This is a genomic window from Apilactobacillus kunkeei, assembly GCF_001421115.1.
Lineage (GTDB): Bacteria > Bacillota > Bacilli > Lactobacillales > Lactobacillaceae > Apilactobacillus > Apilactobacillus kunkeei_F.
Map to the genome: position 1 here is coordinate 46,392 of NZ_JXCW01000001.1, position 24,629 is coordinate 71,020.

At 35.9% G+C, this 24,629-nt stretch carries 20 protein-coding genes; 13 read left to right on the plus strand and 7 right to left on the minus strand.

All coding sequences use genetic code 11. From position 1 onward, the window contains the following. Positions 1-7: 7 nt before the first annotated feature. The 5 genes from RZ55_RS00210 to RZ55_RS00230 all read left to right on the plus strand — a co-directional run bounded on the left by RZ55_RS00210 (position 8) and on the right by RZ55_RS00230 (position 4,893). Positions 8-835 carry a two-component system regulatory protein YycI gene (locus RZ55_RS00210; protein ID WP_057175414.1) on the plus strand — a complete coding sequence of 276 codons (828 nt, stop codon included), beginning with the start codon at positions 8-10 and terminating at the stop codon, positions 833-835. A 21-nt stretch (positions 836-856) separates the two neighbouring features. Beyond that, entirely contained in the window at positions 857-1,669 is an 813-nt protein-coding gene (locus RZ55_RS00215) for an MBL fold metallo-hydrolase (protein WP_057175415.1), read from the plus strand. Positions 1,670-1,727: 58 nt separating this feature from the next. Then, on the plus strand, positions 1,728-2,942 hold the full coding sequence (locus RZ55_RS00220; RefSeq protein ID WP_057175416.1) for a S1C family serine protease: 1,215 nt from the start codon (positions 1,728-1,730) through the stop codon (positions 2,940-2,942). 186 nt (positions 2,943-3,128) lie between these two features. Then, a complete protein-coding gene (locus RZ55_RS00225; RefSeq protein WP_034533833.1) occupies positions 3,129-3,941 on the plus strand; it encodes a sulfite exporter TauE/SafE family protein in 813 nt (270 codons plus the stop codon). Between the two features lie 172 nt (positions 3,942-4,113). Beyond that, a complete protein-coding gene (locus RZ55_RS00230; protein ID WP_241772077.1) occupies positions 4,114-4,893 on the plus strand; it encodes a sulfite exporter TauE/SafE family protein in 780 nt (259 codons plus the stop codon). Positions 4,894-6,085: 1,192 nt separating this feature from the next. On the opposite strand, the gene RZ55_RS00235 is transcribed toward RZ55_RS00230, so the two are convergent. From RZ55_RS00235 to ade, 3 genes are all read right to left on the minus strand, one after another. Beyond that, positions 6,086-7,219 (minus strand): collagen binding domain-containing protein, encoded by a 1,134-nt coding sequence (locus RZ55_RS00235; RefSeq protein ID WP_057175418.1) that lies wholly within the window; start codon positions 7,217-7,219, stop codon positions 6,086-6,088. A 17-nt stretch (positions 7,220-7,236) separates the two neighbouring features. Beyond that, on the minus strand, positions 7,237-8,352 hold the full coding sequence (locus tag RZ55_RS00240) for a glycosyltransferase family 2 protein (RefSeq protein ID WP_171823239.1): 1,116 nt from the start codon (positions 8,350-8,352) through the stop codon (positions 7,237-7,239). 361 nt (positions 8,353-8,713) lie between these two features. Continuing rightward, positions 8,714-10,387, minus strand: coding sequence for an adenine deaminase (ade, locus tag RZ55_RS00245; protein WP_057175420.1), 1,674 nt, complete (start codon positions 10,385-10,387; stop codon positions 8,714-8,716). Positions 10,388-10,625: 238 nt separating this feature from the next. Between ade and RZ55_RS00250 the strand changes: the two genes are divergently transcribed. Continuing rightward, on the plus strand, positions 10,626-12,185 hold the full coding sequence (locus RZ55_RS00250; RefSeq protein WP_057175421.1) for an Nramp family divalent metal transporter: 1,560 nt from the start codon (positions 10,626-10,628) through the stop codon (positions 12,183-12,185). A gap of 32 nt (positions 12,186-12,217) precedes the next feature. Beyond that, on the plus strand, positions 12,218-12,664 hold the full coding sequence (locus RZ55_RS00255) for a universal stress protein (protein ID WP_054482623.1): 447 nt from the start codon (positions 12,218-12,220) through the stop codon (positions 12,662-12,664). Positions 12,665-12,780: 116 nt separating this feature from the next. On the opposite strand, the gene RZ55_RS00260 is transcribed toward RZ55_RS00255, so the two are convergent. Then, positions 12,781-14,931 (minus strand): peptide cleavage/export ABC transporter, encoded by a 2,151-nt coding sequence (locus RZ55_RS00260; RefSeq protein ID WP_057175422.1) that lies wholly within the window; start codon positions 14,929-14,931, stop codon positions 12,781-12,783. A gap of 153 nt (positions 14,932-15,084) precedes the next feature. Between RZ55_RS00260 and RZ55_RS07245 the strand changes: the two genes are divergently transcribed. Genes RZ55_RS07245 through RZ55_RS00265 form a run of 3 tightly spaced genes read left to right on the plus strand, consistent with a single transcriptional unit; the run spans position 15,085 to position 16,299 of the window. Further along, positions 15,085-15,237 (plus strand): hypothetical protein, encoded by a 153-nt coding sequence (locus RZ55_RS07245; protein ID WP_171823240.1) that lies wholly within the window; start codon positions 15,085-15,087, stop codon positions 15,235-15,237. A 55-nt stretch (positions 15,238-15,292) separates the two neighbouring features. Beyond that, positions 15,293-15,451, plus strand: coding sequence for a hypothetical protein (locus tag RZ55_RS07250; protein WP_171823241.1), 159 nt, complete (start codon positions 15,293-15,295; stop codon positions 15,449-15,451). 50 nt (positions 15,452-15,501) lie between these two features. Continuing rightward, positions 15,502-16,299: an MFS transporter gene (locus RZ55_RS00265; protein ID WP_057175423.1), complete on the plus strand. Its 798-nt coding sequence runs from the start codon at positions 15,502-15,504 to the stop codon at positions 16,297-16,299. 128 nt (positions 16,300-16,427) lie between these two features. Here RZ55_RS00265 and RZ55_RS00270 read toward each other — a convergent pair whose 3' ends face one another. From RZ55_RS00270 to RZ55_RS00280, 3 genes are all read right to left on the minus strand, one after another. Continuing rightward, on the minus strand, positions 16,428-17,225 hold the full coding sequence (locus RZ55_RS00270) for a DUF975 family protein (RefSeq protein ID WP_057175424.1): 798 nt from the start codon (positions 17,223-17,225) through the stop codon (positions 16,428-16,430). A gap of 92 nt (positions 17,226-17,317) precedes the next feature. Then, a complete protein-coding gene (locus tag RZ55_RS00275) occupies positions 17,318-18,658 on the minus strand; it encodes a dihydrolipoyl dehydrogenase family protein (RefSeq protein ID WP_057175425.1) in 1,341 nt (446 codons plus the stop codon). A 151-nt stretch (positions 18,659-18,809) separates the two neighbouring features. After that, positions 18,810-20,147 (minus strand): dihydrolipoyl dehydrogenase family protein, encoded by a 1,338-nt coding sequence (locus RZ55_RS00280; RefSeq protein ID WP_057175426.1) that lies wholly within the window; start codon positions 20,145-20,147, stop codon positions 18,810-18,812. Between the two features lie 230 nt (positions 20,148-20,377). Here RZ55_RS00280 and RZ55_RS00285 point away from each other — a divergent pair, with 230 nt between their 5' ends. The 3 genes from RZ55_RS00285 to RZ55_RS00295 all read left to right on the plus strand — a co-directional run bounded on the left by RZ55_RS00285 (position 20,378) and on the right by RZ55_RS00295 (position 24,609). After that, a complete protein-coding gene (locus RZ55_RS00285; RefSeq protein WP_057175427.1) occupies positions 20,378-21,151 on the plus strand; it encodes a (S)-acetoin forming diacetyl reductase in 774 nt (257 codons plus the stop codon). Positions 21,152-21,813: 662 nt separating this feature from the next. Beyond that, positions 21,814-22,788 carry an AEC family transporter gene (locus RZ55_RS00290; protein WP_034533846.1) on the plus strand — a complete coding sequence of 325 codons (975 nt, stop codon included), beginning with the start codon at positions 21,814-21,816 and terminating at the stop codon, positions 22,786-22,788. 492 nt (positions 22,789-23,280) lie between these two features. Then, positions 23,281-24,609, plus strand: coding sequence for an SLC45 family MFS transporter (locus tag RZ55_RS00295; protein WP_277813708.1), 1,329 nt, complete (start codon positions 23,281-23,283; stop codon positions 24,607-24,609). Positions 24,610-24,629 lie beyond the last annotated feature (20 nt).

Consider the following 24,629-nt stretch of genomic DNA (forward strand, 5'->3'; position numbering starts at 1 on the left):
AAGCTACATGGACTTTAAAAAGATACAAATCATTTTCTTGATTATCTTCGTGATGATTGATGTCTTCTTATTCTCTTTATTCAGAGAAAACTCACATCTTCAAACCGAAAACAGTAATCAAGGTAGTGATACCGAAATCATTAAGCAAATGCAAAATGATCAAATCACTGTAGCACCTAAACTATCTACAAGTGGTCAAACCGGATACTACCTATCCGCAGTCAACGATGACACTTTAAATAACGACGTAAATAAGTTGTCTAATCAAAAGGTGACTTACGCCAATCACATTTTAAGAAGTACTTTCAAACGACCAATCGGTCTATATTCCGGCGAATACCGTGACATCTTAGACAAGTTGATGAAGAAGTCTACCTTCGTTTCACACGGGACGGAATATGAATACAATTCTGATTTATCTACCAAGAACAGTGTTGTGTACTCACAGAAAACATCTGACGGATTGCTTTATGGTACAAAGCATGGTCAAATTACCTTCGACATTAGTAACGATCACCTATTAGAAGGATATACGCAAAGTTACATGAATGATGTCAGTATTTTGCGTGAAAAAACCGACATCATTTCACCCGCTAAAGCTTTAGTATGGTTATACCAATACAACGAAATCCCTGATAACTCAAAGATTAAATGGGTTCGCTTGTACTACACCCAATTACTATCAATTAAGAACAATATCGTTTTAATTCCAACTTGGGTAATTGGATACACCACTTCAGATTCCTCTTCAGTAGTATCTAAGAGAATCAATGCCTTTAACGGTGCTATCTTGGACAGTAGTAGCTCGACTCAATCAGCTACCAAATCGAATTAGAATTTTAGAAAGAGGATCAAAATGAACAACGATGCAGACGATATGAAAATTAGTGTTTTATCTAGTGGAAGTGGGGGCAATGTAACCTACATCGAAACTAATCAACATAAAATACTACTAGACGCTGGTTTGAGCGGTGTCAGAATTGAAAGATTGATGAAGTCAATCAACCGTTCAATGAAGGATGTCGACATGTTGTTGGTTTCCCATGAACATACCGACCATAGTAAGGCCGTCGGTGTATTGGCCAGACGTTACCCACAAATTAACGTCTACGCAAACCAACCAACATGGGATGCAATGCATGAAACCATCGGAGAAATTCCAAACGAACAAAAGAATATCTTCCCACCAAACATGGTAATGAACTTTGGTGACATCGATATCGAAAGTTTTGCCGTTTCTCATGATGCCGCACAAGCCCAGTTCTACGATTTTCATCATCACAATAAGAGCTTTGTTGTCCTAACCGATACCGGATACATCTCTGATCACATTTATGGTGTTATCAATAACGCTAATGCTTATGTTTTGGAATGCAATCACGACGTTGAAATGCTTAGAAGTGGGGAATATCCATGGTCATTGAAGCAACGTATCATGAGTGACGAGGGCCATTTATCTAACGAAGATGGTGCTAACTCACTAATGGAATGTATCGGATATGACACTAAACGCATATTTATCGGACACAGAAGCCATCACAATAACGTGAAGGAATTAGCCCATTTAACCGTCGCATCTATGTTAGAAGAAAATGATTTTGGTGTAGGCACCGATTTTGATTTATTGGATACCGATGTTGAAAAGGCATCTAAATTATTTACACTTTAGTTTGATTTAAGATTATTTAATATAATAAGATTAATAAAATTGATAGGGGGAAAACCTTATGAAAAAAAGTGACCGATTTGTCTTAAAAACAGGATTAATTGCCTTAGTGGCTGGAATATTGGGTGGCGGAATCGCCTACGGTGGTGCGAGCTTGTTGCAAAGCACAGGTGTCGATGTTGCCGTTCCAGCTGGTTCTAATGCGGGTGGGACAGCCTCAACATCTAATTTAAAAGTTAATGTGCAATCACAATCAGAAAAGGCATACCAAGCTGTTAAGAACTCAGTTGTTTCAGTAATCAACCTAAAATCAACTAGTTCGGACTCATTTGACTCAATGCTAGGTAAGAGTTCTAGCAAACTAGAAGCTAACAGTGAAGGTTCTGGTGTGATTTACAAGAAGAGCGGAAACGCTGCTTACATCGTAACTAACAACCACGTTGTGTCCGGAGCTTCAGCAATTCAAGTGCTATTAAGCAATGGTAAACAACTAGAAGCCAAGGTTGTTGGTACCGATAGCGTTACCGACTTAGCCGTATTGAAAATTAACGGAAGCATGATCAAATCAGTTGCTTCGTTTGGTAACTCTGACAACATCAAGGTTGGTGAAACCTCTCTAGCAATTGGATCACCACTAGGTTCTGCCTACGCCTCTTCACTAACTCAAGGCATCATTTCCGCCAAGAAACGTGAAGTGCCATTGACTGGTTCAAACGGTCAAGCTACAGGTAACACCGCCACAGTTATCCAAACCGATACTGCAATCAACCCTGGTAACTCAGGTGGTCCATTGATTAACCTAGCCGGACAAGTAATCGGAATTAACTCAATGAAGTTAGCTTCTGATAGTGAAGGTACTAGTGTTGAAGGAATTGGTTTCGCAATCCCAAGTAACGAAGTGGTTAAGATTATCAACCAACTAGTTAAGAGCGGAAAGATTGAACGTCCAGCCCTTGGAATTCAATACGTTGACCTAACTAACATTGCCGTTAGCCAACAAAAATCAATCCTAAAACTACCATCATCCGTTGAAAATGGGGTTGTGGTTTACACAGTTACTAAGAACAGTCCTGCTGAAAACGCTGGATTGAAGAAATACGATGTAATCGTCGAACTTGCTGGGAAGAAGATTTCTAGCCAAGACGAAGTGAAGAATATTCTATACAGTCAAAAACTTGGATCAACAGTAAGCATTAAGTACTACCGTGACGGAAAACTAAAGACTGGAACCATTAAGTTGACTGAAAGTACTTCTCAATTGAAAATCAATCAATAACACGTAATATTTTGAAAAAATTTTAAGTTATGAAAACGCTGACATGCTGGCCATTGTCAGCGTTTTGGCGTTTTTGAGGGGTTGTATTTAATCTAAATAAGATGTATAAATTTATATATTGGATTTTAAATTGATAAATAAAAGGAGTTTTTCATTATCACTATTTTTGGTTTTAGTGTATGGACATTGCTATTATTCATTCCAGTTGGTATCGTTGCCGGTATCTTAAGTACTGTAACTGGATTAGCTTCACTTGCCTCATACCCAGCGCTATTATATTGGGGCGCTTTAAACCCAATTTCAGCAAATATTACTAACACTTCCGCCTTACTATTTAACGTAGTAAGTTCAGCTGTTTCATCCAAGCGCGAATTAGATGGACACTGGAAGGAACTATTTAAAGTTATGACTATCATTTTCTTTGGTGGTATCGTTGGTGTTATTTTACTAACATTCTTACCATCAAAGGACTTTGAATACGCAGTACCTGTATTTATTGCAGCTGCTGGTATTGGTATCTTATTACCAAGCAAGGACACTACTAAGGCACCTACTGCTAAGGTAGTTGAAGAAGACAACATTGGCTCAAAGAAGATGCTTGTTGACTTCGGAATGATCGTTTTATTCTTCGTTATTGGTATCTACGGTAGTTACTTCGGTGCTGCTGCAGGTGTTATCCTATTAGCTGTTCTATCAAGAACAAGTAAAGATCCATTCCCTGTTTACAACGCTATCAGAAACGTTGCCATGGGTTCAGCTAACGTTATCGGTACTATCCTATACTCATTCAAGTATGGTCAACACGGTAGCACCCACATTTACTGGGCACTAGCTATTCCTCTAGGTATTGGTTTCCTAATTGGTGGTTACGTTGGACCTAAGATGGTTCGTGTATTACCAGTTAAGTTAATCAAGATTGTTACTGGTATTTTAGCGCTATACCTAGCTTACACTCAATTCGTGTCAGCTTACGGTATTCACTTATTCTACTTCTTCTAAAGATGAAATTTTGGCACCTATTGTTATTTATAACGGTAGGTGCTTTTTTTATCCTTTTCTTTTATTCGAAAAATGTTAATATGAAATTATGATTTTATTTTAGTAGAAAAAGAGATGAGAAGTCATTACTATTTTAGGTGTAAGTATTTGGATTATTTTATTGTTTATTCCTGTGGGAATCGTGGCAGGAATCTTGGGAACAGTTACCGGTTTATCATCGCTAGTATCATATCCCGCATTGCTATACTTTGCTGGACTACCAGCCGTTTCTGCCAACGTGGTTAACAAGGCATCACTAATGTTTAATGCTGTTGGATCATGTATTTCTTCCACCCGTGAACTTAGAGGTCACTGGAAGGAACTATTCAAGATTATGGTTATCATTTTCTTTGGTGGAATTACAGGGGCCATTTTACTAACTGCACTACCATCGTCTAGTTTTACCCATATCGTTCCATTCTTTATTGCCTTTGGTGGTTTAATGATTTTACTTCCAGACAAGAAAGAAATTAACGAAAATACTGAGGGTGCATTGAACTTTAATCCTGCAGCCAAAAAAGATACGACATGGACTTGGCTAAAGAATATCGCCATCATTGTCCTTACATATTTAATTGGTGCATACAGCGGATATTTTGGCGCTGCATCAGGAATTTTATTATTAGTCCTACTAACTAGAACTACATATAATGAATACACTGTAAGTAACGCAATTAGAAATGTAGCGATGGGAGCTGCAAACATCGTGGCAACCGTCTACTATTCACTTTTCTCACACGTTGTGTGGATCCTAGTTCTACCACTAGGAATTGGCTTTTTCATTGGTGGATACATCGGACCAAAGATTGTACGTGTGCTACCAGTTAAATTCATCAAGATTGTGACTGGAATTTTGGCATTGATTTTAGCTTACACTCAATTTGTTTCAGCTTATCATGTCCACTTTCTATAAAAAGAGCGAAAAAATTTCGCTCTTTTTTTGTGCTTAAAATGTGAGTAATTTTAGAAAAGATAAAATTGATAATTAAAAACTATTTATATTTATAACTGAAAAGGAAAAATTGCGTCATGCACGATGCAATCTTCTTACCATTAGTTAACACTAAGTTTATCCATTATGTTTTTTGTGATTATGCCGTACAAGACGAAAAAATAAAACTAAGAGTAAAATGATAAAAGGTGATATTACAATGCTTGAGACCTATAATCATTAATTAAAACTTAACTGAATTATAACTACAAATTATGTAAAAGCAGTGCTACAATACAAAATTGTTCCTCAGGTGATACATGCAAATGATCACTTTTGTGGAGTTTACATCTTTATAAGCTCTATATTTAATAATTTGATTCGATTGCCATTCTTATTTTTTCTAAGACGCGCGACGAAAAAATTCGGTGGACGAATGGTAGTTGGATGATGAATCAATATGTTATCTATATTGTTTATATCGTAAATGCATATTGTTATGGTTTGTATGTCAAATACGCAAACCTAAGACAATTTAAGCAATCTAAATAATGCACTTTTCGTTGATTACTTCTTAATCGGAATAAATAGTCTAACTTGAGAGACTATTTCTCATCAATAACTTTGTGGTGGATATCTAGCAGCAATGATTTGGTAGGATCATTGTGATGCTTTTAGCCATTAGCATTGCTCCTTTTATTGGTTGAGGTTAATCCATTAGGACACATAGTGTTTAGCTATTATTTATTATTTCTGATTCATATGATTATGTATTGTTCTGTGTGATGGTAGACACACAGATCAGTCAATTCCCCCAATCATTTATTAAGTTATGTTTCATAACGTACACGTAAGCTTTGATAATGACAGTTTCGTATGAATTTTGTTTTAAAAGTTGTTGAACCTTCTCTAGTATTTAGATGCTGCATTTAAAGATGTATTTAAGTAGCAATTCTTTTATTAAGACGTAATGGTCGAAAAAAGCAATTGGTAGTTATTTCGAGAATTTAAGCAATCGGTGATGCATCTCCGTCACGCAGATTTATCCCAAAATCGTAATACTTTTCATTCCTTATAATAAAAGCATTCTCGATGGTAATTATTATTCAGACTATTATTATATTGCACTAAAAAAAGCTTATCCTTAGCGGGATAAGCTTTTTTGTTTTATCTTTTACCAATAGGAGAAGAATCCACGGGAACCAAAGATGTAGCATGTTCTTGGCACAAACCAGTTATAGATACCTGTGAACCATCTATCTATGCAGTTAAAGAAACCGCAGCCCCAGCTGTAATGACGAACTGGACGACACCAACCCCATTGATATACCACTTTATGGGGTCTGCATGGGTTGATAGGTTGAGGTTGGCAGTTGTTGTTTGGTTGTCGATTACCATTATTGTCATTTGGGTTAGTAGGTTTTGTTTGGTCGTATTTAACGTTAGCATTACCACCAAATGAAACGGATGCTGATACTGAAGTGTTAGCAACGTTTTCAGTACCTTGACCTGAAATGGCAACGGTGTTCTTGTAAACATCACCATTAGGATTACCGTTAGCGTCAGTATCGTAAGTTAGGTTGATACCGTTGTTGAATGCACCAGCAAAGTTAAATTCTAGGTTGTTGTTTACTTGATTTACAGTGATAGCAGGAACAGTCTTGTTATCAGCAATGAAGTTGTTGTTTTCGTCCCAGTAACCAGAAGTTGCTTTGACACTACCTGAAACGTATTTTTGGTTTTTACCTAGTGAATCTGTCAATTTAACATTGCTAAGATCATTATGGTTAGGGTTGAAAGCGACATTCCATGTTATTTGTTTATGATCATCTTTTTTAAACCAGCCAGTTTTGTTAATAAACCAGTTTTTGCTTTTATGATCAATGTTTTTACCAGATACATTTAGGTTGATGTCACCTTGACGGTTAATCTTCTTATCTAGCAAGCTACTGTTGAAAGTAAGAGTTGCAGTGGAGTTGTTGATGTTAACAGTTCCTACTGCGACGTTATCGGTGTTGTAAGCTGGGAAACTGTTGGCCCCATCAACTCTGACGTTTTGAGGGATGCTCAATTGAATACTATCGTTTTCCTTAACATCGACGTTGTCTCCCATATTCCAATGATATTTCAACTTATATTGTGTGTAGTAATCCAAATTACTTTGGTTAGTTACATCTTCACCTTGGCTGTCTGAAACTTGATATGAGGAATTGATTTGATTTGTAAGGTCATCGGCATGCGCTGAAACGTTAAAAAAGAACAATCCCAAACAAGCAAAGACAAGTAGGCTAATTACTTTCTTTACCATAATCCTCATCACTCCGATCAATGTTCTGTCTTGTCCCATTTGAGTTCACCGACCATGATTTTATAAAGACTCACGATTGGAATGAAGAAGGTGATAACGTTAACCACAAAATAGTATAAAGTGTTGATAAAAGCCTTCCATATTGATAGATGCATTTTTGGATTTTCACGATGCTTAAAATACCAATTAATGTATCTTTGATATGAAATAGTAGCTAGAAAAGTTAGTATTATCCAGATGAATAGAAGAGACATAAGTGTATAGTCTACTGAATGATAAGTGAAAAGAATATATATTTGGCGATAAAACACATAGATGTTAACGACATTAACGAATATATACAAAAATGGAATCACCATATCGACGGTTAAGTCGATTTTTAATCCAGCGTTAATATACTTACTCTTATAAACAGCTCCCAAGTATTTAAAACATTGTAATCCCCCTGTGCACCAACGAATTCTCTGTCTTATGTACTTGTACATACTACTGACTGCTTGTTGTCTGACGATAACATGGTCATTAAAGACACTGGTATATCCTTTGATCCAACCTCGAAGGGTAAATTCCATATCTTCTAGTAGGGCGTTATCCCACCCAACGTTTTTTGCCATGTCGAGACTCACAAATTGTCCATTACCAGATGCGATTCCATCACCTAAATTATCACGAGTGATTTGTGCTTTACGGTTCATTCCGCAAAACTCGACATCTTGAGCAACTTCTAGAGCGTTATTAATATTAATCATTTTCACGGCTGATTGAACCATACCAATACCAGGATTTTCTTGGAAGTCAAAAATAGCGGTTTCGATATCTTCAGAACTCATTCGACCATCCGCATCGATAATTAAGATAATATTCTCAGAATACTCGTTTTTGTGTTGATCAATATAAGATGTTGCGAAATTTAACACTGACCCTTTACCCGTATGGGCAATGTCAGAAGTAGTTTGCACCACGATTTCTTTCTTCGATTGAGCAATCGCAAAAGTATCGTCACTGGATTGATCATCGACGACTAAAATATGACCGGTAATATTTGAATCAAGCTTATTAATCTCGTTTCTTAATGAAACAATGGTATCACCGATGACATTTTCTTCGTTCAATGCTGGAATTACAATCCACAAACAGTATTGTGAGACAATATTAATTTTTCTTTTCTTGTGTTTATAATGTTTTGAATGATTAACCAATAGAAATAGTACTTGTAATATATATAGAATATAAAAAATCATCGATATTACAAATAGAATTTTCACTTTATCTACCTCCGTTTTCGGGACAAGATAACTTCATTATATTCAGAAGTTTATAAATGTCTTGTCTATCCGAAATGCATAGGTAGTATATGATGACACGATGTCTCTACTGGGATTGAGCGATTTTAAGTTTTTAGACTATATGTCATGTTCACGTGATTAATATTTCTTTTATATAAACTTATCTAAAAAAAGGAAAATTTTACCCATTTTTTGACAAACTATCCAATTATTCAGCTTCCACACTGATGATTTTTTGTTGATCGAAATCGTATAACCCTTGGTCGGTTAGTTTCAATGTTGGAATTACTGGTAGTGTTAAGAATGATAGGGTGATGAATGGGTCGAAATCGACACCATCACTAATTTCTTTAAACGCTAACTCGATTTCTTCTAGTTCGTGACTGGCTGCTTGCCATGATTTATCAGACATTAATCCAGCAACTGGTAGTGGCATGGTGGCTAAAGTCTTTTCTTCGTCAACTACGGCAATGCCACCCTTAGTAGCGGTAACTTCTTGGATTGCGCGGTAGATTGCTTCCTTGGTGGTTCCGACAGCAACGATGTTATGGGAATCATGGGCGACAGTAGTGGCAATAGCACCGTTTTTAATTTTAAAACCATGAACTAGTGCCAATCCATAAGTACCTAGTTGGTGGTGACGTTCTGCGTCGACCATCAATAATATGTCGTTTTCTAAATCGGTTTTGAAATAACCATCTTCTATAGGAACTTCTTGGATGGAGTGGGTAGTTTCAATGTGATTTGCAATTACACCCATTACATGGCATTTATTTGAGTTTAAAGGTAGTTTTAAATCATCAACTGATAGGTTTTGGTGGACGCAGTTGTCGCCGAATTTAATTGGGGTGGTATTAAAACTATCTTCGGTCATGACCTTACCATTTTTGATGATGGTCTTAACGTCGACTTGGTCTAGGTGATCAACGATTACTAAATCTGCTTGGTAGTCTTCCTTGATGGCACCTAACTTATCTAGTTTGTGGGCAACGGCAGCGTTGTAGCTAGCAATCTTATATGCAGTTTCTGGTTTTAGACCATATTGAATTGATAACTTAATATTGAAGTTAATGCTACCTTCTCGAATGATGGTAGTGATGAACTTATCATCGGTACAGAATGAAAAACGGTCTGAATTATCTTCTGTAACTGCTTGAATGGTGTTTTGTAAATCTCTTTCAACGGTTCCTTCTCTTAAGAAGACATTCATATCGGCAGCAAGTCTGTCGTTCATTTGGTCTAGGCTGACCGATTCGTGGTCGGTAGTAATGCCATTTTCACGATATTCCTTAAGTTGTTCCAAGGATAATCCGGCGCCGTGACCATCAATTTGGTATCCGTGGTCTAAGGCATCATTTAGTTTTGCCATCATGTCTTTATCCTTATTATGTACGGCTGGGTAGTCCATTACTTCGGCTAAACCGATTACGGACTCTTCATTATATAGTAGGTGCAAGTCTTTCGCGGTCAAAGTAGCACCGTTATGTTCGAAACTGGTAGCGGGAACGGATGAAGGTAACATCACTAATACTTCCAGTGGAGTTTGTTTGGCATCTTCAATCATGTATTTAATCCCGTCGGAACCTGAAACGTTTGCGATTTCGTGTGGATCGACGACGATAGAAGTAACACCCATGGGCACTAAAACCTTACCCAATTCAGATGGAGTGACTAGTGAACTTTCGATGTGAACGTGTGAATCAATAAAACCAGGAACAACAAATTGATTCTTAGCGTCGATAATTTCTTTAGCTTTTAACTCTGGATGATTGCCGACCGCAATAATTTTGCCATTATTAATGAAAATATCATTAATTTCGAATCTGTTTGTGAATACATTTAAAACTTTTCCATTTTGAACAAGTAAATCGATTGTTTGCATTTTCCCACCCCAACGTTAATTTAATTTTGATTAAAATTATCAAGTATTATGAAACATTAATGAAAGAAAGTCAAATCTATTTTAATGTTCGGTAAATCTGCGTAGTATTAAGCCTTTAATAGATATATTTTCTATACTTGATAGAGTAATTTTTCAGTAGTACCTAAAAAAATGTTTAAAAAGGGGGAAATGTAGTGTACAATTGTATTGTTCTTAAAAATAGAAAGGGTGAAGAACTTTGAGTGAAAACGTTTCACATGAAAAAAAGGGCTTCGTTGAATATGCCAACGGTCCTTCACTAGAAGAAATTAACGGTGGAATTAAAGTTCCGAAGGACTGGGGATTCTGGAAGACTTTATTCGCTTACTCCGGACCAGGTGCATTAGTTGCGGTTGGTTACATGGATCCAGGTAACTGGGCTACATCAATTACAGGGGGTCAAGATTTTGGTTACCTATTGATGTCTGTCATCTTAATTTCAAGTTTGATTGCGATGTTACTTCAATACATGGCGGCTAAACTTGGAATCGTGAGTCAGATGGATTTGGCACAAGCCATTCGTTCAAGAACCTCAAAGACACTTGGTGTTGTTCTATGGATTATGACAGAATTAGCAATCATGGCTACTGATATCGCCGAAGTTATCGGTGGGGCCATTGCCTTATATCTTTTATTCCACATTCCTCTAATCTTAGCGGTATTCCTTACCGTATTTGATGTTTTATTATTGCTATTATTAACTAAAGTGGGATTCAGAAAGATTGAAGCAATCGTTGTTTGTTTAATTCTTGTTATTTTAGTAGTCTTCATTTATGAAGTTGTACTATCAAAACCTGATTGGTTAGGTGCTTTCAAAGGTTTAATTCCTGTTGAAAGAACATTTTCTCCAAATGGACCTGTTAATGGATTAACTCCATTAAAGGGTGCTTTAGGTATTATTGGTGCTACTGTTATGCCACATAACCTATACCTACATTCAGCTATTGCTCAAACTAGAGCTATTGATCACGACGATGAAGAAGACGTAGCGAGAACTGTTCGTTTTGCTACTTGGGACTCAAACATCCAATTAACATTCGCATTCTTCGTTAACGCTTTACTATTAATCATGGGTGTGGCCGTATTCAAGACTGGTGCCGTTCAAGATTCATCATTCTTCGGTCTATTCGATGCTTTAAACAATACTAAGATGCTATCAAACCCAATTCTAATTGGTGTTGCTAAGTCTGGTATTTTATCAACATTATTTGCCGTTGCATTGCTTGCTTCAGGTCAAAACTCAACTATTACTGGTACTTTATCAGGACAAGTTATCATGGAAGGTTTCGTTAACTTAAAGGTTCCTCTATGGGCTCGTCGTTTAATTACTCGTCTAATCTCAGTTATCCCAGTACTTATCTGTGTCGGTTTAACTGCAGGTGAATCGACCGTTCAACAACATGCTGCAATCAACGATTTGATTGAAAACTCACAAATTTTCCTAGCCTTCGCATTACCATTTTCAATGCTTCCATTGTTAATGATGACTGACAGTAAAGAAGAAATGGGTAGCCGATTTAAAAATACTTTCTGGGTAAAGATCCTTGGATGGATTTCAGTTCTTGTATTAATTTTCTTAAACGGATACAACATGCCCGATGCTGTTGTTGGATTCATTAGTGATAATCCAACCGCTGCTCAAAATGCACATGCTGCTGTAATTGCTTATGCAATTAATGCTGTAATTCTAGCATTGTTAATCTGGACATTGGTTGAACTATACCTAGGTAACAAACGCTTAAGAAACAGAGAAAACTAAAATAAAAAATTCAAGAATAGAAGGCGAAAATTATGCAAAACATGGACGTCGAAATTAATTTCAAGAATATTTTGGTTGCTGTCGATGATTCAGATGACGCTTTATTAGCTTTCAAGTACGCGATTTCACGTGCTAAATCAGAAGGCGCTAAGCTAACCATCGTTTCAGTACTAGAAGATGAAGAAATCAATGTTTTCCAATCATTATCAGGACAATTTGTTCATGGTAAGTACGAAGATTTAGAAAAACATCTAGAAAAATACAAGAAGACCGCTGAAGAAGCCGGCGTAGCCGATGTTAATGTAATCGCATCAACCGGTGAAGCTGGGGAAACCATCATCAAGGATGTGCTTCCTAAGGTTAACCCTGATTTATTGATTGTTGGATCAGAATCAAAGAAGGGCTTAGCTCGTCACTTTGGTAGCCAAGCTGCCTACATGGCAAAATATTCACCAGTATCAGTTATGGTGATTAGATAAAACTATTGATTAATTACTCACTCCGAAAAAAAGACTCAAGATAGTATCTTGGGTCTTTTTTTGTTTGCATATAATATTTAACGATTATTTAACATAACGTTCCAGTTATCGTCGTTCTATTTTTTACATAGATTATAGTAGAGTTTACTTCTTTTTAATAATTCTTCATGAGTTCCTTGATCTGAAACCTTTCCATTATCTAACAGTACTATGTTTTCTGTTTTTTTAGCGATATTTATTCTATGAGCTATAAAAATAATTGTTTTATTTTTCAAAGATAGAAGCTTATTTATTATTCTATCTTCTGTAATCATATCTAACGAACTAGTAGATTCATCGAAAATAATTATTTTAGCAGGACTTAATAATGCTCTAGCTATTGTTATTCTTTGCTTTTCTCCACCAGACAAAACAACACCATTTTCAGAGATGTTTGTTTTAAACCCTAAAGGTGTAGACTCTATTAGGTCATTTATTTCAGATATATCACAGGCTTCCTTTATATCATTATAATTTAATCCGTCTCTACACCCTAAAAGTATATTATCTAGAAAGGTACCGTTTAACAAGTAGGGCGTTTGAGGCACATAATTGATATATGATCTTAAAGTCTTTCTATTTATTTCTTTTATATTATGACCATTTATTTCTATATTTCCATATTCTGCATTATAAAAACCATTTAAAAGATGTGCTATTGTAGATTTACCTGATCCACTGATTCCGACAATCGATATTTTTTGATTTTTATATATACTTAAATTTACTCCTGCTAAAACCTTTTTGTCATAACCATAGCTATAGAAAACATTATTAAAAGTAACTTTACCATCTAGTTCTTTAAAGTTATCTATTTTTCTTTTTTCTTTGAATTCAGATTTAACGGTCATTACTTCATTTAGACGATTATTAGATACTTGAGCAGACTGTATCTTTGTTTGCAATGAAATTATGTTCTCTATTGGGGATATAAAGTAAGATATAAGAGCACTGAATGCCATAAGCTGACCTATACTTAATTTATTTCTTATAACTAGTTCAGAGCCTAACCAAAGAATAGCAACGTTCATTATTAATTTAATCGATGTCTTTAAAGATTCTTGCATGAATATTAACCTACTATATTTAAGAGTCTTCTCTAAATAATTGTTAAATTCGTCTTTTATTTTTTTATAGCAATCGTTTTCAGAATTTAAAGACTTAATGGTCTCTATTCCTTTTAAGTCATCAATAATAGATGAACTTAATTTTGAATTGCTTTCCATCACTTGATTGTTTAATTTTTTGAATGGCTTGAAGAAAATATATATTATAAGGGAATATGCAGGGATAAGTAATAATGTAACCAAAAAAAGTGTATAACTTTGTATTATTAGGAATAATGATAATATCAGTATGATAAAAGTGTCTAAAAAAAACGAAATAATTGTATTAGCTAAGGCATCAATTATCTTATTTGCATCATTAAACCTAGAAACAATCTCTCCAGTTTTTCTACTAGAGAAGAATGACATTGGTAAATTAAAGATGTGATTAATATATTTTAATATAATATCAATAGACAATTTTCTGTTAAGAATGCTTACTAAATAGTTTTGTATAAACGACATAGTTTGTTGTATTACGTAAGAAAAAATTAAACATAAGGAAAAAATATTAATTAATTGGAAGTTTTTGTTAGGTATGAGTTTATCAACAAGTATTTCAATATAATATGATCCGATTATTCCAATTAAAGTTATACATAATGAGGATGAAATAATTTCAGAGACAAGTTTTTTATACTTAAAGATATATTTAAAGTAGTTCCATATACTTTTACCAGTGTGCTTTATAGGGATATATTTCTCGTTTGGATGGAATAATAATGCTATTCCTGTCCACTCATCAACAAATGTATTTATATTCATTTTTATTATTCCAACATTAGGATCAGGATCTGCAATCTTTATATAATTATTTTTTTTTTCGAAAACAACATAAAAATGATAAAACCTATTGTCTTTTAAAACTTGTACGATTATTGGGTAATTAAGATTTTTTTCTTTAAATAGTGATAAATCTGCTTTTATTGCTTTAGTTTCTAAATTAAAATGTTTTGCAGCTTTTATCAATCCTAAAGCTGTTGTTCCATTAACTCCCGTTTTAGATAAATCTCTTAAACTAGAAAGTGAACAGTAAGAGTTATATTTTCTTAAAACTGTAGCCAATGCTGCTACGCCACAATCTGATTCATCCATCTGGGGAACATAATATCTTGATATCATTAAAATTCACCAACCATTATATAAACTATATTATCTATAATTATAATGTATATCATTTTTTTGGCAACCCTAAAAAATATATTTACTTATAACTAAAAGTGGGATATATTATAGATGCAAATATTTGTAATCAGAATTATGGAGGTGAATATTATGAGAAAATTTGATGAATTAACTGAGGATGATTTAATTAGTGTTAAAGGTGGATTTAACAAAACAGCATATAAATGGGGTAGATACACCAGAAAAGGTGTTGATACAATTATGGAAGTAAGTCAAGTTTTAAAGTTTGCAAAGTATTTTTAGTAATTAAGACTAAAAATTAAAAAATTAGTAGAAATAATAGTTTGGAGGTAATCTCATGGGAAATATTATTGAATTAAGTGAATCTGATTTGTCTACAATTTATGGAGGATTTAAATCATATACTCGTAGACAAGTTTATAGAAATTGTAGAGCAGAAGGTAATGGTGGAGAAACCGCAATTGATTTTCTTCGTGGATTCATGGATGAAAAATAGATATTAGATATATTTATAAAAAAGACTCAATATATTATCTTGAGTCTTTTTTGTTTGCCCTACTAAGTATCATCTCAGTGATTATCCTAGTAGTCGGTATCTTCTTCACTGAAAACATCAATGAAATCAAGAAGACAAAGTTAGACTTTGTTTCACTATTACTATCAGTAGTTGGGTTTGGTGGCTTGCTATACGCATTCTCTGAAATTGGTAACACTGGTAACTTAAACCTTACTATTTCAATCATTGGATTGATTGGGATTGCGGCGATTGCAGGATTCGTATACAGACAAAATCATTTGGATGAACCGATGATTAACATGTCTATTTTTAAAAACCACAACTTTAACCTAACAACATTGCTAAGTACTCTAAGTAACATCGCAATGGTTGGCATCGAATTAGTAATGCCATTGTACCTACAAAACTCACGTATGGTATCAGCGCTGGTTGCTGGTTTAGTCATGATGCCAGGTACCATCTTGATGGGAATCTTTAACCCAATATCTGGTGGATTGTACGACAAACTAGGAGTTAGAAAAGTTTCTATTATTGATTTTGCATTCATCTTAATCGGATCAATTCCAATGGTTGTTTTTAATGCTTCATCTAGTTTAGCCATCATCATTGTGAGCTATGCACTTAGAATGGTCGGTGTAGCGCTAGTAATGATGAACACATTTACGGATGGAATTAACTCATTACCAACCCAATACGAAACAGACGGTAACGCTGCTTCTTCAAACATCAGACAAGTTGGTGGATCACTTGGAACAGCCATCTCAATGACCGTTGTGACATTAGGTGTGAACCTATCAAGTAGCCATGCTTCCACAGCTGGGGCTTAAATTACCGGTTACCAATTTGGTTTCTGGTTAATGCTAGGGATTGCGTTAGTTGGTTTCTTACTATCATTTAGATTACCTAAGAAATAAACCCAAACAAAAAATCCATAGGATAACCTATGGATTTTTTGTTATTCAACATCTAAAACGGTTTGTTTTTGTTTGAATTGTTCTTTTACGAATTCATAGAACTTTACTTGTGTGATGTAGTAGTAAGGGAATACGTAAATACCGACGATTCCGGAAGTGATTGCAACTAGAATCATCCAACCGATGAATGATAGTTGTAATACAAGATAATCGACCTTGTAGCCCTTCATCATGTCTTGACTGGTCATAATGGCAGTGTAGGCGCTAACCGGTTGGTTGGCTAATCTAGCATCTCTGTATACCCAAAGTGCTTGGGTGTATGCGAAACTCTTGATTACTACCCATACGGTTACGGCAATGAATTCTGCGATAGAAAGGGATAAACCTAATGCGTTTGGTAGTAAAAGCATGAATAGAAAACCAGGGATATATAGTAGTGACCATAGTGATAATAGGATTGATCTTAAAATCCAAGTCCATGTGGTACCCCAGAAAAGACGTTGGTCGTCGATAAATGTTAGTGATTTTCTAATTGGATTTTGGAAATCATCTTGTCCTCTCAATACGTTGAAGGCGGTGTAGATAGCACCAAGTAAAAAGATTGAAGATAAGATTAAGAAAATAAATGTTGCAACATAGTTAACGGCGTCATTACTTGTAATGTTAGTAGTAACATTTGTGGCATCTACATTAAGAGCTGAGTTAAAGCTTACTTGGTTAGCTAAAACATTGTAAGCAATGTAAGTTAGCAAGAATGGTAGAAATAGGATGAAGAAGAAGCGTTGGTGACCACGGATTAGGCCTTTAACTTCTTGTTTTTGTTCTGGACGATTGTACATGATAAGCCTCCTGTTTTATTTAATGTCTTAATTATACCAAAAACCCCGGTCGAAGAAATCTGACCGGGGTTTAATTTTTGATTAAGAATGATTTAGATGTTTTTCCAAGTGTCGTGACCGATTGAAGGGAATAGGTGAACATTTCTTTCAATTTCAAGTGGGGTCATCTTCATGTTAACGGCTGGAACAATCATGTCCACTGCGTTATCAGCTTGATCTGAGATTTCAGTAAAACCAACTAAGCGGTGTTCCTTGTCAAAAATGTAGGCATTCTTAACAACTGGTTCCTTAGTGATTTGTCTAAACCATGTGTTAGTAGCATCGTGTTCTTCAACAGTGTATTCGTCACTAGCGTTTGCTTCATCAACGGTAACACCCATTTGACTGATACGAGGTGAAGTAAATACTACTGATGGAATTGCTGGGAAGTCGATTGGTTGATCTGTTTCACCGGCAAATAAGTGCTTTAGGTATTGTGATTCGAATGTTGCTGTTGGAGTTAGGTTTGGTTGACCGGTAGCAGCAACGTCACCTGAAGCGTAGATGTTTTCAACTGATGTTTGTAGGTATTCGTTAACTAAGACACCCTTCTTATCATCGTATTTAACACCAACTTCCTCTAGACCCATGTTGTGAACCATTGGAACACGACCAGAAGCGTCTAGGATGTAATCAACAGTTAGTTGTTGGTTGTCAGCGTAGGTAACAGTGTATTCGTCACCGTCTTGGCTGAATGAACGTAAGCCAGAGTTTTCAACAAACTTGATACCTGATTGCTTCATTTCATCCATTAGGATTTTTACGTATGGTTGATAGAAAGGACGTAATGCCTTGTCCCCGTGCATGAACATGGTAACATCAGCACCTGCTTCGTTTGCCATAGTAGCAAATTCCATGGCGATGTAACCAGTACCAACAATTGCCATACGTTTTGGCATGTCTTCTAATTCCATGAAGTCTCTTGAATCATGTGATAATTCAGTACCTTCAATTTCAACTTTGTGTGGTGTTAAACCAGTGGCAATAACAATCTTGTCTGAAGTTACGTGTTCACCATTGATTTCTAGTGTGTGAGCATCAGTGAACTTAGCGAAACCATGGATAACATCCATTCCTAAGCTCTTCATAGTTGCTTCACGGTCTACCTTGATTGGTAGAATTCCTTCACGTTTGTGTTTGATGTTTTCTTTCCAGTTTAGCTTAGTGTCACCTTCAACGATGTCTTTCATACGTCTTTGGGTCTTAGCTAGAGTAACTGGTCCATCAAGTGAGATTTTGGCGTTACAACCCCAGTTAGGGCAAGTACCACCAACGGCGATTGCTTCTACAAATGCAATTTTAAAACCTTGTTTGCAAAGTGTCTTGGCACCGTCGAATGCGGCGTGTCCTGATCCGATGTAGATAACATCGTAATCGAAGTTAGGATTTTTCATGTTAAAGCCTCCGTATTTATTACGATTTTTATATTTTCTTATATTAATTAATGTACAATATTGTAGTGTTGCAAACAAATATATTGACTCGATTTTAATGGAATTTTAAACAATAAAAAAACCACCCAAATGGGTGGTTTTACTTAATATTTTATAGATGTTGCCAAGCGTCACTACCGATAGTAGGGAACAAGTGAACAATCTTGTTAATTTGAGCTTTGTCTAATTTTAGAGCGACGGCAGGTAGGATTGAATCAATTACGCTATCCGCTTCGTTTGATACTTCAGTGGCACCAACTAAGTGGTGTTCCTTGTCGAAGATGTATGCACGTTTGGCAATTTCTTCGTTAGTGATTGAACGGTACCAATCAGCAGTCATATCGTGTTCTTCAACAGTGTAGTCGTCACTGTTCTTAGCTTCTTCAACTGATACACCGACTTGGGCGATACGAGGTGAAGTGAACACTACTGAAGGGATGGCAGGGAAATTGATGGCATCCTTAGTTTCGCCTGAGAATAGGCTAGTTAGGTATTGTGATTCGAAGATTGCAGTTGGAGTCAATCTTGGTTGACCAGTAGCAGCAACGTCACCTGAAGCATAAATGCTATCAACTGATGTTTGCAAGTGATCGTTTACTTCAATACCGGTCTTCTTGTCGTATTTAACACCGACTTCGTCTAAACCAATGTTTTCGACGTTTGGAATACGACCAGTCGCATCTAAGATGTAGTCAGTGAAGACTTGACGGTTATTAGATAATTCAATGGTAGTCTTGCACTTTTCTTCGTGGAATTCGTTTACTTCGGCGTTTTCAACGAAGGTAACACCTTTTTCCTTTAGGTCATTTACGACAGCGTCAACGTATTCACCGTTGAAGTCACGAAGTGCGCGGTCACCATGCATGATGACAGTAACTTGTGATCCAGCAGCGTTGGCGATTGATGCAAATTCCATGGCGATGTAACCGGCACCGATGATGGCGATGTGAACTGGTAGTTCATTGATATTTAAGAAGTCCTTTGAATCGTGGGCCATTTCTTTACCAGGTACATCTAGTCTGTGTGGACGTAAACCAGTAGCGACAACAATCTTGTCTGCGGTGTATGACTTGCCGTCAACATCAACAGTGTGGCCGTCGGTTAACTTACCGTAGCCCTTAATAACGTCGATACCAAATGATTCTAGACCACCTTGGATGGCGTTTGGAAGGCTATCGATGACCTTATGCTTGTTTAGCATGTTTTGGGTCCAATCGATGCTTAGGTTTCCTTTAACAATATTTCTTAAACGTTTTTGAGTTTCCATTAATTGTGCTGGTAAATCCAAAGCAATCTTGGCGTTACAACCCCAGTTAGGGCAAGTACCACCGATTTTATCTGCTTCGACAACGGCAACTTTGTAGCCCTTAGCGGCTAATGGCATTGCACCATCGAAAGTACCGTGACCTGCACCGATGTATAAAACATCGTAATCGAATTTTTCAGTCATAGTTATCAATTCCTTCTTTACATAAGATATTAAATTCATCTTCGTATACATATAAAATAAACGTTCACGAATTTTAATTCAATTAATTAGTTTCGGATTATATAGTGTAAGACATAACAAATTTTATGGATTTAATAAAAATTTAATAATATAAGTACTGTAAAATTAATGAAAATAGTATATAATCACTTTGTGAATAAATAAACAAAAGAAGAAAAGAGGATGTTACTATGACTCAAAAAGTTGCATTTGTTACAGGTGCCGGCCAAGGTATCGGTAAAGCAATCGCTGAAAGATTAGCTCAAGACGGTTTTGCAGTTGCTGTTGTTAACCGTACTGCTGAAAAGGGTGAAGCAGTAGCAAAAGAAATTAACGCAAACGGTGGTAAGGCAATTGCTGTTCAAGCAGACGTTGCTGACAGAGACCAAGTATTTGCTGCAGTTGAAGAAACTGTAAAACAATTGGGTGATTTAAACGTTGTTGTTAACAACGCCGGTGTAGGTCCTACTACTCCAGTTGAAACAATCACTCCAGAACAATTCAACTCTGTATACAACATCAACGTTGCATCAGTAATCTGGGGAACTCAAGCAGCCAAGGCTAAGTTCAACGAACTAGGTCATGGTGGTAAGATCATCAACGCTACTTCTCAAGCTGGTGTTGTTGGTAACCCTAACTTAACTCTATATGGTAGTACTAAGTTTGCTATCCGTGGTATCACTCAAACCACTGCTCGTGATTTAGCAGCTGATAACATCACTGTTAACGCATTCGCACCAGGTATCGTTAAGACTCCAATGATGATGGACATCGCCCATGAAGTTGGTCAAAACGCAGGTAAGGATGATGAATGGGGTATGGAACAATTCTCTAAGGATATCGCATTAGGTCGTTTAGCTGAATCTGAAGAAATCGCTGCTGGTGTTTCATTCTTAGCAGGTAAAGACTCAGACTACATGACTGGTCAAACATTAATTTTAGATGGTGGTATGCAATTCCACTAAAATCATATCTTGGATATGAAAAAAGCCATAGGTTATCCTATGGCTTTTTATTATATGTAGTAAAAGATCGAAAAAAAGAGCCGCCTCAATTAAGAAGCGGCTCTTTTTTTGTGAGATATACAAAAACAAACTTTTATTCTTTAACAAAAAAGTACCCCAAAGATAAAATCTTCAAAGTACTTTAGTTAGTGAGCTGTGATGCTTTGAACACCATCTTCTCAGCAAAGGACTGAGTGCTTTTACCTTAAGCTAACAGCTCAAAATATTAAGTTTGTCTGTGAGATGTAACCTCAAGCGACATATAATATTAAACCATATCTATAGATTTTATGCAACAATATTTTGAGAAAAAATTGAAAATTCGCTATAATTTTACTAACGAATTAAAAATTTGGGAGGGATTAGATGCAAGTGATCGGTATGTTAATCATGGTCGCCGTACTATTTATTATTTCTACATTATCAACTGTGTTAGTAATTTCTTTAAAAAACAAGCATAAAAACGACGACAAAGACTAATATGACAGGGGTTTTATCTGCCTATATAAAAAATATTTATAACGAACTTATCCTTTGACTATATCTTTAAGTATGTTTTATAGTACTTATCGTGTTTTAAATTAAGCAATAATTATTTTTAATATCAAATAGGAGGATTCATAATGGGAGTATTTATTAACTCAATCCAAAGTGTCCTTGTTGTTGTTCTAATTATGTTATTAGGATATGTATTAAGAAAAACCGGTTGGTTTGCAGATACATTCAGCAAGAACATTTCTAAATTAATCAAAAACATCGCCCTACCAGCTTCAATTTTCGTTGCGGTGTTAAGTCGTCTAACTAGAGGTAAGCTTGTAAGTTTCGGTAGCTACCTAATCTGGGGTGTTATCTCAGTTGTTATCGGTTACCTAATTGCATTTGCACTAGTTAAAATCATGAAGGTTAGACCAGGTCGTCGTGGTGTATTCATTAACGCTATTGTTAACGCCAACACTATTTTCATTGGTCTACCATTGAACATCGCCTTATTCGGTGACAAGTCAATGACTTACTTCTTGGTATACTACATCATCAACACTGTTTCTACTTGGGCATTCGGTGTCTTCTTGATCAGTAACGATGATCCTACTAAGGAAGGTCAACCAAAGGAACACCACAAGATTAACTGGAAGCAAGTTATTCCAATGCCACTTGTTGGTTTCTTAGTTGCTTTAGTATTCTTACTACTAAACATTCCAGTACTAAAGGTACCTTTCTTATCACAAACACTATCATACGTTGGTAGTTTAGTTACTCCACTATCACTAATCTACATTGGTATTGTATTAGCTGATGCTGGTCTAAAGAGTATCTCATTCGACCGCGACACTGTTGTTGCGCTATTAGGTCGTTTCGTATTGGCTCCAGTTGTTATGATCGTTATCCTAACTGCTGCTGCTCACGGTGGTGTATCACTACCAACAATGTTCAGCCAAACTATGATTGTTCAATCAGCTACTCCAATGCTAGCCGTATTACCAATCCTAGCTGCTGAATCACACGGGGATGTTAAGTACGCTACAAACATTGTAACTACTTCAACTGTATTGTTCATCGTTGTTATTCCTATCTTAATGACAATCGTTCAATACATCTAATAACTTTAAAAAACGTTGGAATGATTCCAGCGTTTTTTTATTACATATAACAAAATTGACAAGTGCGGGTAGTTAGCCTAAACTTTAAATAAATTAAATGCGGAAGCAAAGAAGGAATTCATATGTTTGAAAAGATTTGTTACACATTAATGGTAATCGCCGTTATTATTATCGCCATAGTATATTTTGTATGTTATTAAAAATTGGGGACTGACGTTTGTCGGTCTCTTTTTTTATGCCGATCCGAAATGGGTCGGCTTTTTTTGTGCACAAAATATAAGTATAAAAATATTTAATGGATTAATTAATCTCCTGCTAAAGTATATAAAAAATATTTTATACCTTTATAAATTCTTAACAAAAAAACGCTAGCTAATTAAAAAAATATCGAATATAATTTGATTATCGATTAGTAAAGCGTTTACATTATTATCGCTATAGTAATCATAGCCACTAAAGAATCATATTAATAAAGGAGAGTGAGCTATTATGATGTCCAAACTAAAATTACCAAAACTATCGAGGTTCCAATTATTTAATATTACCTTCGGTTATTTTGGTTTAAACATGGCGTTCTTTTTACAAACATCTCAAATGAGTAGAATTTTCCAAACTATTGGGGCTGACCCTAATAAGTTAGGTTGGTTCTTCATCCTACCACCATTGGCAGGGATGATTGTTCAACCAATCGTTGGAAAGAGATCAGACAAAACTTGGAACCGTTTTGGTAGAAGATTGCCATACTTGATTATGGGCTCTATTATTTCTGCAATTGTTTTAATCGTTTTACCAAACGTTGGATCGCTAGGTTTGGGTTATGGATCATTAGCCGCTTTACTATTTGGTGCGGTTACTATAATGCTTCTAGACGTTTCATCAAACATGTGTCAACAACCATTCAGAATGATTATCGGTGACATGGTTAACGCAGACCAAGAAGACAAAGCATGGTCATTCCAAAACATTTACTCAAACGCAGGGGGAATGCTAGCTGCAATCCTACCATTCGTAATCACTGCAATTGGTTTCTCAAACATCGCTCCTAAAGGTGAAGTTCCAACAACTGTAAAAATTGCCTTTTACATTGGAGCACTCGTAATCGCTGCAACTACTATCTACACTGTCGTAAACGTTAAAGAATACGACCCAGTAGAATACGCAAAATACCACGACATTGAAGAAGAAGACAGTAAAGAAAAAGCACCAAGTCTATGGGAATTAGTAAAGACTGCTCCTAAGATCTTCTGGGAATTATTAGCAGTTATGATGTTCTCATTCATCTCAGTTCAATTTGTATGGACTTACAGCACTGGTGCATTAGCAGAAAACATTTGGCACACAACTAACCCTGCTAGCGCAGGATTTCAAGCAGCTGGTAACTGGAACGGGGTATTAACATTTGTTCAATCACTAGCCGGAGTTCTATGGGGTACATTCGTTTTAGCTCGTCTAAAACCAAGCCAAAGAAGAAAAATCCTATTCATCTCACTAGTATTAGGTGGATTAGGTCTAATCATGATGTACTTTGTAACTTCAAAGATGCTATCAATCGTTCCATTCACACTATTTGGAATTATGTACATCACAATCGGAACAGAAGCATTTGCAATGATTACAGGTGCTGTTAAAGGTAAGAACGAAGGTGCTTACCTAGGACTATTCAACTGGCAAATTTGTATCCCACAAATTGTCGCTTCAGTTTCTAGTTTCGCAATCTTCCCAATGCTACATGGATCAATGAGTGCAATGCTATTCCTAGCTGGAATCTGCGCACTAATTGCTGCCGGAACAGTATTCTTTGTAAAACCAGTTAAAGAATAATTAAAGGAGTTGAATTAAAA